Origin of the sequence: Flavobacterium limnophilum (assembly GCF_027111315.2) — a bacterium.
Lineage (GTDB): Bacteria > Bacteroidota > Bacteroidia > Flavobacteriales > Flavobacteriaceae > Flavobacterium > Flavobacterium limnophilum.
In genome coordinates this window covers 2,149,412-2,164,327 of sequence record NZ_CP114289.2, presented here as the reverse complement: position 1 = coordinate 2,164,327, position 14,916 = coordinate 2,149,412, and the positions used below count along the sequence as shown (strand labels likewise).

Here is a 14,916-nt window from a genome sequence, read left to right as displayed (position 1 = left end):
TGACAAATTTAAAACATTAATAGGTATCAAAAAACTTAAAAAAATAGTATTTCGTTCTCTACTGGGACTAATCCTGCTATTATTGGTACTTGGCATTACCCTTACGTTGCCTTTTGTTCAAACAAGGATTGGTAGTTATGTCACCAATTCACTCAATGAAAAATACAAGATTAATATTAATGTTGAGCAGGTTTCCTTGACCGTTTTCGGTGGCGTGAAACTTAAGAAAGTCTTGATTCTGGATCATCACAAAGATACCTTGATTTATGCCAACAGAATTAAAACCAGTATTTTGGATTGGAATAAGTTGTTGAATGTTGATTTGATTTTTGGTGACATCGCTTTGGATGGGGTTTATTTTAACATGAAAACCTATAAAAAAGAGAAAGAATCCAATCTCGATAAATTTGTTGCGGCATTTGATTCGGGAAAACCACCTTCCAACGAGCATTTTTTGTTGACGGCTACCAAGGTGAAAATTACCAATGGACATTATAGTTTGATCGACGAAAATAGAGAAAATCCCAAAGATGTTGATTTTACGAAGATTAATTTGGCCGCAACGGCCTTAAAAATATATGGGCCAGAAGTGACCACGACCATCAACAGTTTGTCATTCCAGGATCATCGAGGGATATTTGTCGAGGATTTAAGCACTAAATTCAGCTATACCACGAAGCACATCAAACTGGAAAATCTTGATTTATTGACCAAGGAATCCAAGCTGAAAGGGGAAATAGTAATGAACTATGAAATTGAAGATTTCTCACATTTCACGGATAAAGTTGAATTTGACATTAAACTGAAAAAGGCTTCATTGGCGTCCAATGATATTCGCTGTTTTTATGATGAATTGGGCAAAAACCAATATTTCAAAATAAAGGGAAGAATCAAGGGACCTTTGAATAATTTGGTGCTATCGAATTTAAGATTGGTCGATTCCAAAAAGTCGCAGATAATAGGTACGATACACTTCAGAAATCTTTTTCCTAGTAAAGGAAAGGAGTTTTACATGAATGGAAAATTTGCCAAACTTTCTACCAGTTATGACGATCTTGTAACTATTTTGCCCAATGTTTTAGGGAAAAGGTTGCCTGTTATTTTGAAAAAATTGGGTACCATTAATTTGGTTGGCGCTGCGCAAGTTACCACTACTTCTCTAGATGCGCGTTTTGCCATGACCTCGCAATTGGGGAAAGTAAATTCCGATTTGAGTATCGAAAACATGAATTTATCGGACAAGGCTTCTTATATAGGGAATGTTGTTTTGGATAATTTTGACATAGGAACGTTATTGGACAGAAAAGACGTTGGAAAAGCAAGTTTGAATCTTGATGTAGTAGGCGTTGGTTTTTCCGAGAAATATTTGAATACCAGTTTAAAAGGCGATGTAGTCCAAGTTAATTACAACAATTATACCTATAGTAATGTTGTCCTCAACGGGAATTTCAATAAGGGTCTATACAAAGGCCAAGTTTCGGTAAGTGATCCTAACTTGGACATGGACTTTGACGGATTGGTTGATTTGAGCAAGAAAGAAAGCAAGTATGATTTTCACATCAATGTCGAAAATGCCGATTTGAAGAAATTAAATTTCATGAAGGATTCTATTTCCGTGTTCAAAGGTGATGTGGTGGTCCAGGTTTCCGGTAATTCGATAGACAATCTCAAAGGAGACGTATTCATTAATAAAACTACTTACCAAAATACAAAAGCCACTTATGTTTTTGATGATTTTTATATCGAATCCACTTTTGACCAAAACCGAGTGCGATCGATTACCGTAAATTCACGTGATATTGTCGAAGGAGAAATTGTGGGGAAATATGAATTCAACCAATTAAAAAATTTAGTCACCAATTCACTTGGAAGTCTATACACCAATTACAAGCCTGTCAAAGTAAAAAAAGGCCAGTTCCTGAAATTTAATTTTACGATTTACAATAAAATAGTCGAAATCTTTTATCCGGAAATATCCATAGCCCCAAACACCATCGTAAAAGGGAATATCGATTCCGATAATCAAGAATTCAAACTCAATTTTAATTCGCCAAAAATTACGGCTTCGACCAATACTTTTGACAATATTAGAATCAAGGTTGACAACAAAAATCCGCTTTACAATGCTTATGTCGAATTAGACAGCATAAAAACCAAACATTACAAGATTCGGGATTTTAGCTTGATCAACGTGACCATGAAAGACACCTTGTTCTTTCGATCCGAGTTTAAAGGAGGTTCAAAAGGGCAGGATTATTTTAATTTGAACTTGTATCACACCATAAATAAAGACAACAACAATGTTGTAGGACTAAATAAATCCGAAATGAAGCTCAAGGATTATTTGTGGTTTTTGAATGAAAAGGAAACCCCAGACAATCAAATAGTTTTTGATAAATCTTTCACGAATTTCAATTTTGACAATATAATTCTGACTCATGAAAATCAGGAAATTTCCTTTATGGGCGACATAAAAGGTTCCAAGTACAAGGATTTGAAACTGAGCATGAAAAATGTCGATTTAAACCAGATTACTCCAACAGATCCCAAGTTTGTCTTTAAAGGAAACATGAACGGCATCGTTAATTACAAACAAGATAATGACGTTTACCAGATTCCGGCTTCCATCCAAATTGACGGCTTGAATATCAACAAAACGAATTTGGGCAATTTGAATTTTGATATTGTTGGGGATGAAAAGTTGAAGAAATTTACCATGAATTCCACTATCGAAAATGAAAATTTGGAATCTTTCAAAGCCAATGGAAATATTGAAATAAGGGACAACGAAACCATTTTGGACTTAAACTTAAAATTGGACAAGTTTAATTTGGGAATCCTGAGTCCGTTGGGCGGAGAGGTAATTTCCAACATCCGGGGATTTGCTTCTGGAAATGCCAGTATAGGTGGAAGTGTCAATAAGCCCGAAATCAACGGACGACTCTATGTGGATAATGCGGGAATGACTATTCCGTACCTGAATGTCGACTATTCATTAGGCAACAGAACCGTGGTTGATTTAGAAGACGAGAAATTCTTGTTTAAAAACGATATTCTTACCGATACGAAATACGGCACAAAAGGAACTTTAAACGGGAGTATCCAGCATAAAGTTTTTTCGGATTGGAAATTGGATTTAGCCATCAGTTCAAAAAGGCTATTGGTGCTGGATACCAAAGACAGCGAAGATGCGGCTTATTATGGAGTTGCCTTTATCAACGGTAAAGCAAGTATCAAAGGACCGGCAGACGGATTGTTTATCAAGGTTGACGCTAAATCCGAAAATGGATCGTCATTAAAAATCCCCATCAATAATGCCGAAAGCATAAGTGAAAATGATTTTCTCCATTTCTTGACGGCCAAAGAAAAATTTAATATACAGAAGGGCATCATTGACAATTCCAGAAATTACAAGGGACTTGAATTGGAGTTTGACCTTGATATCACGCCCAATGCGGAAGTGGAAGTTATATTGGACCGAAATTCTGGACACGGGATGAAAGGCAGGGGAAATGGAACCTTGCTGTTCAAAATTAACACCTTGGGTAAGTTTCAAATGTATGGCGATTTTCAGGCATATGAAGGGGAATACAATTTTAAATACGGAGGTATAATCGACAAAAAATTTAAAGTTAAAAAAGGCGGCTATATTTCCTGGGAAGGAAATCCGATGAAAGCGCGTTTGAATTTAGAGGCGGTTTACAAAGCCTCGGCAAATCCTGCCGTATTGCTGGAGAATTCTTCTTTTAACAAAAAGGTGGATGTCAATGTAGTTATTGGTCTTCGAGGCGATTTGACCAGTCCTGATCCCGATTTTAATTTCGAATTTCCAACCGTGAGCAATGTGTTGAAATCGGAAATAAATTATAAATTAAATGACAAAGAGGTAAGACAAACCCAAGCCTTGTATCTTTTGTCCACGGGAAGTTTTTTGAGTGCCGACGGAGTCAGTAATTCTGCCTTGTCCCAGAATGCATTTGAAACGGCTACCAATTTATTGACGGGAATGATACATTCCGAAGACGAAAAATTTCAAGTGGGCTTGAATATAATTACTCCCGATAAATCATTGGGTAATGAAACCGACGGAAGGTTTGTGGCGACCATTTCATCAAAAATTAATGAGCGTATCACCATAAACGGAAAAGTGGGAGTTCCTTTTGGAGGGGTCAACCAAACGGCCGTCATTGGCGATGTTGAGGTTTTGTACAGGGTTAATGAAGACGGAACGGTAAATTTGCGTTTTTTCAATAAGGAAAACGACATCAGTTATATAGGTGAAGGAATTGGATATACACAAGGAGTCGGGGTTTCTTATGAAGTGGATTTTGACACCTTCAAGGAGCTGGCCAATAGAATATTCAAAAGCCATAAAATAGAAAAGGCGACAAAAAAAGAAGCAGTTGACCAAGATTCCAATATCTATATAGAAGATAATGATGGTTCTAAATCCCAAAAAACAAACGACACAGAACCAAAATTAAATCAGGAAGGAATTCTTCCCGAGGAATATTAAAGCTTAAATGTTTCTAAAAAACAATTTTAATTTGTTATAGAATTGTTGTTTCTTGGGCGAAATATTATTTTTATTACAATATTTAAGCAACTTATTAACGATAACGTTTGAATTTGAGGTCTTTTACTAATTTATTAAAAACACAGCATTAAAAGTGCCGAATGTTTATTAAATTTACGCTTTAATACTAAAATAATGCTAAAAACAATAAAAAAAGTTGGAGTTCTAACCTCCGGGGGAGATTCACCGGGAATGAACGCAGCAATCAGGTCAGTAGTTAGGACATGTGCTTATCATAATATATCATGTGTAGGAATATATAGAGGTTACCAAGGAATGATAGAAGGCGACTTTCTGGAGATGGGAGCAAGAAGTGTACACAATATCATCAATAAAGGAGGTACAATTCTTAAATCAGCTCGATCAACAGAATTCAGGACTCCCGAAGGTCGTAAAAAAGCATACGACCAACTCGTAAAAGAAGGAGTGGATGCCTTGGTGGTTATTGGAGGAGACGGAAGTTTTACCGGTGCCGAGATTTTTAATAATGAATACGATTTTCCAGTAATGGGAATTCCAGGAACAATCGATAATGATATTTTTGGAACCAGCCATACTTTAGGATATGACACCGCCTTGAATACGGTTGTTGATTGTATTGATAAAATTAGAGATACAGCTAGTTCCCACAATCGATTATTTTTTGTTGAAGTAATGGGGCGTGATGCCGGTCATATCGCCTTGAATGCAGGAATCGGTGGTGGAGCAGAAGAAGTGTTGATTCCAGAAGAAGATTTGGGGTTGGAAAGATTGGTAGAATCACTCAAGAAAAGCAAAGCATCAGGAAAATCATCCAGTATTGTCGTGATTGCCGAAGGAGATAAAATAGGTAAAAACGTATTCGAATTAAAAGATTATGTGGAAGCCAATTTGCCGGAGTACGAAATTCGTGTTTCTGTTTTGGGACACATGCAACGTGGTGGAGCACCATCCTGTTACGACAGAGTACTTGCCAGTAGATTGGGCGTAAAAGCCGTGGAATCCTTATTGGAAGGAAAATCAAACTTTATGGTAGGGATGATCAACGACAGAGTATCGCTTACGCCATTGGAACAAGCCATAAAAGGACATACTGAAATAGACAGGGAATTGCTTCGTGTTTCAGAAATTATGTCCATATAAATAATATTCAAGAATTGTTAAACAAACTTGAATAACATTAAACTAAATAAATTAACGATTAAATAAAAAAAGAATGTCAAAAGTAAAATTAGGAATTAATGGTTTCGGAAGAATTGGAAGAATTGTTTTCAGAGAATCTTTCAATAGAGACAATGTAGAAGTAGTAGCAATCAACGATTTATTAGATGTAGATCACTTGGCTTACTTGTTAAAATACGATTCAGTTCATGGTCGTTTTAACGGAACTGTAGAAGTAAAAGAAGGTAAACTTTATGTAAACGGAAGAAACATCCGTATCACGGCTGAAAGAAATCCAGCTGACTTAAAATGGAATGAAGTTGATGTTGATGTAGTAGCTGAATGTACAGGTATCTTCACGACTATCGAAACTGCAAATGAGCACATTAAAGGTGGTGCCAAAAAAGTAATCATCTCTGCTCCATCTGCAGATGCTCCAATGTTTGTAATGGGAGTAAACCACGAAACTGCAAAAGCTTCGGATGTTGTGGTATCTAACGCTTCTTGTACAACAAACTGTTTAGCTCCATTGGCTAAAGTTATTCACGATAATTTTGGAATTGTTGAAGCTTTGATGACAACTGTTCACGCAACAACTTCAACTCAAATGACAGCTGACGGACCTTCTAGAAAAGACTGGAGAGGTGGACGTGCTGCTGCAATAAACATCATTCCTTCTTCAACTGGAGCTGCAAAAGCTGTTGGAAAAGTAATTCCAGATTTGAATGGAAAATTAACAGGTATGGCTTTCCGTGTTCCTACTGCTGATGTTTCTGTAGTAGATTTGACTGTAAAAGTGGCCAAAGAAACTTCTTATGAAGAAATCATGGCTGTTTTGAAAAATGCATCTGAAACAACTATGAAAGGAATTATGGGATATACTGAAGATGCTGTTGTATCTCAAGATTTTATCTCTGACAAAAGAACTTCAATCATTGACGCCAATGCAGGAATTGGTTTGAATTCTACTTTCTTCAAATTGGTATCTTGGTATGATAATGAATACGGATACTCTAGTAAATTAATTGATTTATCTGTACATATTGCAGGTTTGAAATAATAATTTATATTTTTACAAAACCTCCCGTTAGACTAATTTTTAACGGGAGTTTTTTTTACCTAAACCAATAACCTTTTTTTTAGTTTTTAGTGCAGCTAAAAAGCTAAAATTATAAACCGTGTTGAAAATGAGATTATTAGTAGATAGTGGCTCAACAAAAGCCGATTGGATAGCAATAGACGAGGATGGAAAAATATTGTTTACCACCCAAACTTTAGGATTAAATCCTGAAATATTGGAAGGGGACGAAATAATTGAACGTTTGAACGATCGATTTGACATCTTGCAAAATAAAAGTAATGCCACTCATCTTTTTTTCTACGGTGCAGGTTGCGGAACGGAAAGAATGAAAAGTTCGCTTTCAAGAATTTTTCAAGAGTATTTTCCCAACGCCATTATTGCAGTTCACGAAGATACGTATGCAGCGGTTTATGCAACCACTCCAAAAGGAGAGGAAGCCATTGTGAGTATTCTGGGAACGGGTTCCAACTGCAGCTATTTTGATGGCAAAGTTTTGCATCAAAAAGTACAGTCGCTGGGGTATATCGTCATGGATGATTGCAGCGGCAACGTTTTTGGAAAAGAATTAATAAGAAAATACTATTTCAATAAAATGCCGAAAGATTTGGCCGCTGATTTCGAAAAGGAATACAATTTGGATCCGGATTTTATTAAAAGCAAATTATACAAAGAACCCAATCCAAATGCTTATTTGGCGACTTTTGCCAAGTTCTTGATCAAGCACAAGGAAACGGAATTTTGTCAAAAAATCATCATGAAAGGAATGAAATCTTTCGTCAAAAATTATATCCAACAATATGACAATTGCAAAGTAGTGCCGATTCATTTCGTTGGTTCTATCGCTTTTTACTTGAAAGAGGAATTGCAAGTCACCTTTGATAAATATGAATTGAAATTAGGCAACGTGCTTAGAAGACCTATCGACGGACTTATTGCTTATCATATTGCCAACAAATAATGAAAATGGAAATAGCAATTATTGCCCACGATGGAAAAAAGGCTGACATGGTCCAGTTTTTGAATAAAAACAAACATATCCTGGATCGAGACAGCATTACAATTATAGCCACCGGAACCACGGGAGGCAAGGCAGAAAGTGTGGGTTTCAAAGTGAAAAAAATGCTTTCGGGACCACAAGGCGGTGATGCGCAAATTGCGGCAAGGGTTGCGGAAGGCAAGACTAAAATGGTTTTGTTTTTTAAAGATCCATTGTCCAGTCACGCACACGAATCCGATGTGAATATGTTACTGCGTGTTTGCGATGTCCACAATGTGCCATTGGCAACAAACGAGGCATCGGCACAATTGTTTTTGAATGCTATAACACCGCAATCATAGAAATTTCGACATTTACGTTTTTTGGCAAACCAGCCACTTGAACCGTTTCACGAGCTGGAGCGGTTTTTTCGTTGAAATAAGAACCGTAAACCGTATTGATGGTTCCAAAATCGCCCATATTCATTATGAAAATGGATGTTTTTACCACATTTTCAAAAGTCATTCCGGCAGCTTCGAGCACTGCTTTCATGTTTTCCATGACTTGTTTGGTTTCGGCCTCAATGTTGGCTGTAACCAATTCTCCGGTTTTTGGATCTATTGCGATTTGTCCAGAAGTGTAAAGGGTGTTTCCTGTAAGAACCGCTTGGTTATAAGGACCAATTGGCGCTGGAGCATTTTCGGTAAAAATTATTTTTTTCATGTTTTTTAATTTTCAGGTGAATAATTTTTAAATCAAAACTAGTGATTATCTGTTGCTTGTGCTTCGTTTGTCGTATTTGATGTCACTCAAGATGCCTGATTTTATACCGATGAAGAAACTCCAGTTGGCCTGCTCGCCAAAAGGTTGCCAGTTGAAATCCATTCTCCAGCTCAACAAATCCCTTTCAAAACGAAGTTGGGTGTAGGTAACGCCATTTTGCACAAAATCATATCCGGTTGAAACGCCGACTTTCCATTTTGGTGTCAAATCGGTATTGGCCGAAACCATTATCGAATTTCCTGTTATTTTACTTTCTCTATTATTGTTTCCATAAGTCAACGAATAGGCAAATGTCATGTCCCATGGTAATTTTGTGGTAAAAAACTCGGTTATTGCATCTTCTCCGTCGTCTTCTTCCTCGTTAATTTGACTTCCACCCCTGACATGATCGATGGTATTTCTTCCAAACAAATCGTCATCACGACCTCCATTTCTTTCGCTTTGTTTGTTTTTATCTTTGTCTTTGTCGTCTTTTTTGCTTGAAATGGAATAATTCATCGTCAAGTTGGCGCTGGTCATTCTAAACAAACTTCCACCGTTGTTGATATTGTAGACGTTGATTCGTTTCCCGGAATTGTCGATGGCATACGGGTCTAAGGTTGTTCCGAAATTCATGTTTAACTTATTGTCAAAGAATTGTGTTCCGCCACTTACTCGGACAGGATCCCAGGCCAAGGTGTTCACGCCATCCGCATTGAGGTCGTAACCGGTGGAAAGATTCAAGTTGTTGAGCAGCATAATTTTTTTGGCTTCCAGTTTTGTGGTGTCTTTGTCGGTAACTTTCGCTTCAAAAGTATTGCTCAAATCAAATCCCATTCGATTGGAATTGGAATTGGATGGTGCACCAAAAATACCGCCTTCAAATCGGGTGTAATCCTTTGTTGTTTTTCCGCTGGCATCAGTGGCATAGGTGTCAAAGTATTTTTCGAAACTAGGAGTATAACCATAGGAAACCGATGGACGCATTACGTGTCGAATGGATTGTATTTTTTTATCGGCTCCAAAATTAAACGTTCCGTAAATAGTGGTTCCCAAACTGCTTGAAAAATTGTAGGTGCGATAAGCATCAAAACCATTCATTGTTTTGTCGACTACTTGGGCTTGATTCGGATCATATGCTCTTTGAATGGTTTTCAAATACCAAACTTCGTCGTAATTGGCGGAAGCTGAACCGCTGAAATATTTGAATAATTTGAAATTGGTGCTTAACGGAATCGAATGTTTGGCCCCAATTTGCGCTTCATTAAACATCTCGGGTTTGAAGAACAGGGAATCCGTTGTCACGAAACTATTTTTCCCGCTTAAATTGTACAGTAAATTAATATTCTTGAAAAAGCCTTTTTTGACGCCATCTTTCCCCACAAAAGGGTAAATACGATCTACGCTGTATTGCAAATCAGGCAATGTCATGTTGATTTCTGAAGTTTGGGTGTTTTGTGAATGCGTTGCAGACAAAGATAATCTGGATCCGACATTTCCGTTGAAAGTTTTGCTGTATGAAATAGAAGAACTTAAGGTGTTGTTTAAATTTGACCCTATATTGGTTTGATTGATGGATTGTTGAAAATATTTGCTGCTTCCCATATTAACCGAGGCCGTAAAGCTGGAATTGGGACTTCCTTTTGAATCTTTTGAATGCGACCACTGAAGGTTGTAGATATTTTGCTTTGAATAATCAGGGTAGCCTCTTTCGCTGTTGATTAAATTTTCGAATCTAAAGTTTAAATTTCCTCTATATTTATATCTTTTGGCATAAGAGGATTCAAAACGCATGGCATAACTTCCGTTGGTGTAATAATCTCCTAAAACCGTCAAGTCATAATTGTCGCTCAGCGCAAAATAATAACCCCCATTTTGCAACGAAAATCCCCTGGTATTCGAATCGTTGTAACTTGGCAACAAGATTCCCGAAACACTGGTTTCCTTGCTCATCGGAAAAAAGGCGAAGGGCAAGGCAATTGGAGTGGGCACGTTGGCGATAACCATGTGGGTCAATCCGGTAACCACTTTTTTGCCGGGAATAAATTTAACTTTGCTGGTCTGGAAATAATATTCGGGGTTGTCGACGTCTGTAGATGTTGTAAATCGCGCCCCTTTCAAGAAATAAACGGAATCATTTTCCTTTTTTGTGATGGCCGCCTTGACCTTGAACTCGCCTTGGTCTGTTCTTGAATTCCAAATCAAGGCTTTCTTGGTTTTAAAATTAAATCGAATCGAATCAGGTTCTATGACATTTTCGCCCTGCTTGAAGTTGGGAAATTGCGTATATTTACCTGTGGAGTCTTTTATTCGACCGGCATAGACCTCATTTTTCTCGTAATTCATGACTATGATTCCTGCTTTCAACTCAATGTCTTGATAGTACAATTCGGCTTTGTCATATAAAGTGATCAGCTTTTTCTTTTGTTCAATTTTGACATAATTTTCGGCATTATATTTTACTTTGCCTTCCAAAATTGCCTTGGGTTGAATGCTGTCTTTTTTTAGGGTATCCGTTTCAGTTTTTGCAGTTGGAGCGGTATTGTCCTTGTTCTCAGGAGTTAAATTGGAACTGACTTTTTGTTTTTTAGCGGGTATCGTTTTAGTTTTGTTCGTTATATCTTGCGAATATAAATTACAAGTTCCCGTCGTTAGGAAAATTGATAATAAAACGATATTAAATAAGTTTGTATTCAAAGGTTTTAATGCTATTTTTGTAAAAATATGGCTTGTTTTTTGACGTGTCAAACTTACATATAAATTTTTGTCAAAAATAATCAATTAATAAATTTATAACCGAGTGTTTTTAATTAAAATTAACTTTTAGATTTATGTATATAATAAATAAATTCAAGTTGCAATTCGCTTTTTTTCTAACGATTGTTTCATTTGTTTCTTATGGTCAGTCCAATCTTTTCAGGGTAACATTGGACGCAGGCCATGGAGACCACGATTTTGGAGCCGTTTATAGCGGGCGTGTCGAAAAAAACATAAATCTGGCAATTGTACTTAAAGTTGGAAAGTTGTTGGAACAAAATCCTAAAATTGACGTGATTTATACTCGAAAAACTGACGTTTTCATAGGTTTAGAAGAAAGAGCAAATATAGCCAATCGCGCCGATGCCCATATTTTTGTTTCCATTCATTGCAATGCCAACAAAAATACCGCCGCCGATGGAACCGAGACCTACGTAATGGGTATGAGTAAAGTGGCTTCCAATCTTGAAGCGGCCAAAAAAGAGAACTCTGTTATTACTTTGGAAAAAGATTATAAACAAAAATACGGAGGATTTGATCCCAATTCTCCCGAAGCCACGATTGGAATAGATTTGATGGCGGAAGAATATTTAGATAACAGCATTACATTGGCCAGTAAAGTAGAAGAGGGGTTCGCTTCTTTAGGCAAGAAAATAAGACATGGCGGAGTCAAACAAGCACCATTTATGGTACTGCACAAAGCGTATATGCCGAGAGTTTTGGTAGAAACAGGCTTTCTTTCCAATCCTGTTGAAGGAGAAGTCCTGAATTCTGAGGAAGGACAAATCGAAGTTGCCAGAGCCATCGCAGATGCAATCATTAATTATAAAAACGAATACTTTGGAAACGGAGGCACTGACAGTGATATGGATAAACCTTCCCAGAAAATAAGTGTAAAACCAGCAAAAGACAGCTCTTTGCCAGCAAAACCAAAACCAAATTTGGAAGTTCCCGTAATAAAAAAGTCGGTGAACAATAAAGATAGTACGGCCGTCATTTTTAAAGTGCAATTATCGGCAAGTATTAAAAAAGTGGAATTGACACCTAGCAATTTTAATGGATTGAAAGATATTTCAATAGAATCCGGTGTTAATCTATATAAATACATGTATGGAGAGACTTCCAATTACGATGAAGCAAAAAAACTGTTGCAGGAAGCAAAATCAAAAGGATACAGTTCTGCCTATTTGATTGCTTTTAAAAACGGAGAAAAGATTAGCGTTCAAGAGGCCCTTAAATAATTAATAACGGCAAGTTTAATTATTTTATATTAAATTTGCCCCAATCCAATATACTTATATTTTGAAATTAACACGAGAAATTAAAACCGCCATATTAGTCATTTCGTCTATTTTACTCTTTATTTGGGGTTACAGCTATATAAAAGGAAAAGACCTTTTTACCAATTACAAAACTTTATACGTCGAATACGATAATGTAGAGGGAATAGTAAAATCAGCTTCCGTAACGCTTAACGGCCTTGTTGTAGGTAATATCAGCAATATTACAATTAACCAGAATACTGGAAAAATTTTAGTTGAATTACAATTAAAAACCGACTTTCCTATTTCTAAATCGAGTAAAGCAGCCATATACGAACCTGGATTTATAGCAGGAAAACAAATTGCCATTTATCCCAATTATGCCGACAAAACAATTGTGGACGATGGCGATATGTTAAAAGGGGAGATAACGGCAGGGATTACGGAATCCTTAAAAGAAAAATTGGTGCCACTTCAAGAAAAATTCGAGAAGTTGATTCGCAACTCGGATGAGTTGGTGATCAGTTTCAAGAACGTAATGGACAAGCAAGGGCAAGCCGATTTGAAAAAAAGTCTGTCTGAATTAAGCAAAACCATAGAGGAATTTCACAAGGCTTCCGCAAACGTGAACAGCATGTTGGCCGACAACAAAAGCAAAATAAATGGAACGGTAAGCAACTTTAACAAAATATCCAGCGACTTTTCCAAAATCTCCGATTCCCTGAACAAAGCTAATTTAGGGCAAACAGCCAAAAATCTTGAAAAAACTTTGGCCAGTGTCGATAAAATTATGGCAAATCTTCAAGCCGGAAAAGGGTCTATGGGCAAAATGTTGAATGATGAAGCTTTGTACAATAATTTATCAAAAACTTCAAAAGAATTGGAATTGCTGTTGGAAGATGTTCGTCTAAATCCAACACGATACGTGAATGTTTCTGTTTTTGGAAAGAAAAACAAACCTTATGTTGCTCCTGTAAACGATACAGTTGCCAAAGCTAAAAACTAGCAATTATGGGCTATTTGGACAATATATTATTTGCAATACTGCTGTTTGTAGGATTTGGTTATTTTTATTTGAATGTAAAAAAAATAATCCGAAACATCAATCTGGGTACTGCCGTAAATCGTAAAGACAATCCCAAAGCTCGTTGGAGAAATATGGCAATGATTGCGCTTGGGCAATCCAAAATGGTAAAAAGACCTGTTGCAGGAATACTTCACATCATTGTTTACGTTGGTTTTGTCATCATCAATATCGAATTGTTGGAAATTATTATTGATGGTTTATTTGGAACTCACAGGATTTTTGCACCTATCGGAATCGTTTATGATGTTCTAATCGGTTCTTTTGAAATACTTGCTTTGTTGGTTTTAGTAGCCGTTCTTGCTTTTTGGACAAGAAGAAATATCATCAAGCTGAAACGTTTTGCCAATAAAGATTTAACCGGTTTTCCTAAAAGTGACGCCAATTATATTCTGTATTTCGAGATCGTTTTGATGTCATTGTTCTTGTTGATGAACGCCACAGACTTGCATTTGCAAAACGTGCCTGGTGGATTTTCCCATTTCATGAAAGCAGGTTCTTTTCCAATAAGCCAATTTATCGAACCTTTATTTAATGGAATGTCCAATGAATTGGTTCTGTTGCTTAACGAAGTTTTTTGGTGGTTGCACATCGTCGGGATTTTGTGTTTCATGAATTATTTGTATTTCTCCAAACACCTACATATCTTGTTGGCTTTCCCAAATACTTATTTTGCCAACCTTAATCCAGAAGGACAATTCGACAATTTAGAATCCGTTACCAATGAGGTAAAATTGATGATGGATCCCAATGCCGATCCTTATGCGACCCCAGCTCCAGCAGAAAATGAAGTTCCTTCCAAATTTGGTGCCAGCGACATCCAAGATTTGAATTGGGTGCAATTGTTGAATGCTTATACTTGCACGGAATGTGGTCGTTGTACTTCGGCTTGTCCCGCCAATATCACTGGGAAAAAATTATCGCCTCGTAAAATTATGATGGACACGAGAGATAGAATAGAAGAAGTGGGAAAAAACATTGATGCCAATAAAGGAATTTTTGTTCCTGACAACAAATCATTGTTGAATGATTACATCACGCCCGAAGAGTTGTGGGCTTGTACTTCATGTAATGCTTGTGTCGAGGAATGTCCTGTAAATATCAGTCCGCTTTCGATTATCATGGATATGAGACGCTATCTGGTAATGGAACAAAGTGCCGCGCCAACCTCATTGAACGCCATGATGAGCAATATAGAAAACAACGGTGCGCCATGGCAATACAACCAACAAGACCGATTGAACTGGAAAAACGAAATATAGTGGAAAAGTTTAAATG

Annotated in this window: 10 protein-coding genes; 8 read left to right on the top strand and 2 right to left on the bottom strand. The window is 36.9% G+C overall.

What is annotated here, in order from left to right:
- The first annotated feature begins 82 nt into the window (after positions 1 to 82).
- From OZP13_RS08800 to OZP13_RS08780, 5 genes are all read left to right on the top strand, one after another.
- Entirely contained in the window at positions 83 to 4,516 is a 4,434-nt protein-coding gene (locus OZP13_RS08800) for a translocation/assembly module TamB domain-containing protein (RefSeq protein ID WP_281299378.1), read from the top strand.
- Positions 4,517 to 4,711: 195 nt separating this feature from the next.
- Positions 4,712 to 5,698: a 6-phosphofructokinase gene (gene pfkA / locus OZP13_RS08795; RefSeq protein WP_281299377.1), complete on the top strand. Its 987-nt coding sequence runs from the start codon at positions 4,712 to 4,714 to the stop codon at positions 5,696 to 5,698.
- Between the two features lie 73 nt (positions 5,699 to 5,771).
- Positions 5,772 to 6,776, top strand: coding sequence for a type I glyceraldehyde-3-phosphate dehydrogenase (gene gap / locus OZP13_RS08790; RefSeq protein ID WP_281299376.1), 1,005 nt, complete (start codon positions 5,772 to 5,774; stop codon positions 6,774 to 6,776).
- Between the two features lie 127 nt (positions 6,777 to 6,903).
- A complete protein-coding gene (locus OZP13_RS08785) occupies positions 6,904 to 7,755 on the top strand; it encodes an N-acetylglucosamine kinase (protein WP_281299375.1) in 852 nt (283 codons plus the stop codon).
- 5 nt (positions 7,756 to 7,760) lie between these two features.
- Positions 7,761 to 8,135, top strand: a complete 375-nt coding sequence (locus tag OZP13_RS08780) for a methylglyoxal synthase (protein ID WP_281299374.1) — start codon at positions 7,761 to 7,763, stop codon at positions 8,133 to 8,135.
- On the opposite strand, the gene OZP13_RS08775 is transcribed toward OZP13_RS08780, so the two are convergent.
- Both OZP13_RS08775 and OZP13_RS08770 read right to left on the bottom strand, forming a co-directional pair.
- The gene (locus tag OZP13_RS08775) at positions 8,116 to 8,496 is read right to left on the bottom strand and encodes a RidA family protein (protein WP_281299373.1); all 381 of its coding nucleotides are present in this window, start codon (positions 8,494 to 8,496) and stop codon (positions 8,116 to 8,118) included. The genes OZP13_RS08780 and OZP13_RS08775 overlap by 20 nt on opposite strands.
- A 45-nt stretch (positions 8,497 to 8,541) precedes the next feature.
- Complete coding sequence (locus OZP13_RS08770; RefSeq protein WP_281299372.1) at positions 8,542 to 11,283, bottom strand: putative LPS assembly protein LptD; 2,742 nt, start codon at positions 11,281 to 11,283, stop codon at positions 8,542 to 8,544.
- Positions 11,284 to 11,366: 83 nt separating this feature from the next.
- On the opposite strand from OZP13_RS08770, the gene OZP13_RS08765 reads away from it, so the two are divergent.
- The 3 genes from OZP13_RS08765 to OZP13_RS08755 all read left to right on the top strand — a co-directional run bounded on the left by OZP13_RS08765 (position 11,367) and on the right by OZP13_RS08755 (position 14,900).
- Complete coding sequence (locus OZP13_RS08765) at positions 11,367 to 12,533, top strand: N-acetylmuramoyl-L-alanine amidase family protein (protein WP_281299371.1); 1,167 nt, start codon at positions 11,367 to 11,369, stop codon at positions 12,531 to 12,533.
- Positions 12,534 to 12,594: 61 nt separating this feature from the next.
- On the top strand, positions 12,595 to 13,560 hold the full coding sequence (locus tag OZP13_RS08760; protein WP_281299370.1) for an MlaD family protein: 966 nt from the start codon (positions 12,595 to 12,597) through the stop codon (positions 13,558 to 13,560).
- A gap of 5 nt (positions 13,561 to 13,565) precedes the next feature.
- Complete coding sequence (locus OZP13_RS08755) at positions 13,566 to 14,900, top strand: 4Fe-4S dicluster domain-containing protein (protein ID WP_281299369.1); 1,335 nt, start codon at positions 13,566 to 13,568, stop codon at positions 14,898 to 14,900.
- Positions 14,901 to 14,916: the final 16 nt, after the last annotated feature.

Bases quoted from the DNA above. Each gene is read 5' to 3' on its own strand.
- OZP13_RS08775 (WP_281299373.1), bottom strand. From the start codon at position 8,496: ATGAAAAAAATAATTTTTACCGAAAATGCTCCAGCGCCAATTGGTCCT.
- OZP13_RS08785 (WP_281299375.1), top strand. From the start codon at position 6,904: ATGAGATTATTAGTAGATAGTGGCTCAACAAAAGCCGATTGGATAGCA.
- OZP13_RS08755 (WP_281299369.1), top strand. From the start codon at position 13,566: ATGGGCTATTTGGACAATATATTATTTGCAATACTGCTGTTTGTAGGA.
- OZP13_RS08780 (WP_281299374.1), top strand. From the start codon at position 7,761: ATGGAAATAGCAATTATTGCCCACGATGGAAAAAAGGCTGACATGGTC.
- OZP13_RS08765 (WP_281299371.1), top strand. From the start codon at position 11,367: ATGTATATAATAAATAAATTCAAGTTGCAATTCGCTTTTTTTCTAACG.
- gap (WP_281299376.1), top strand. From the start codon at position 5,772: ATGTCAAAAGTAAAATTAGGAATTAATGGTTTCGGAAGAATTGGAAGA.
- pfkA (WP_281299377.1), top strand. From the start codon at position 4,712: ATGCTAAAAACAATAAAAAAAGTTGGAGTTCTAACCTCCGGGGGAGAT.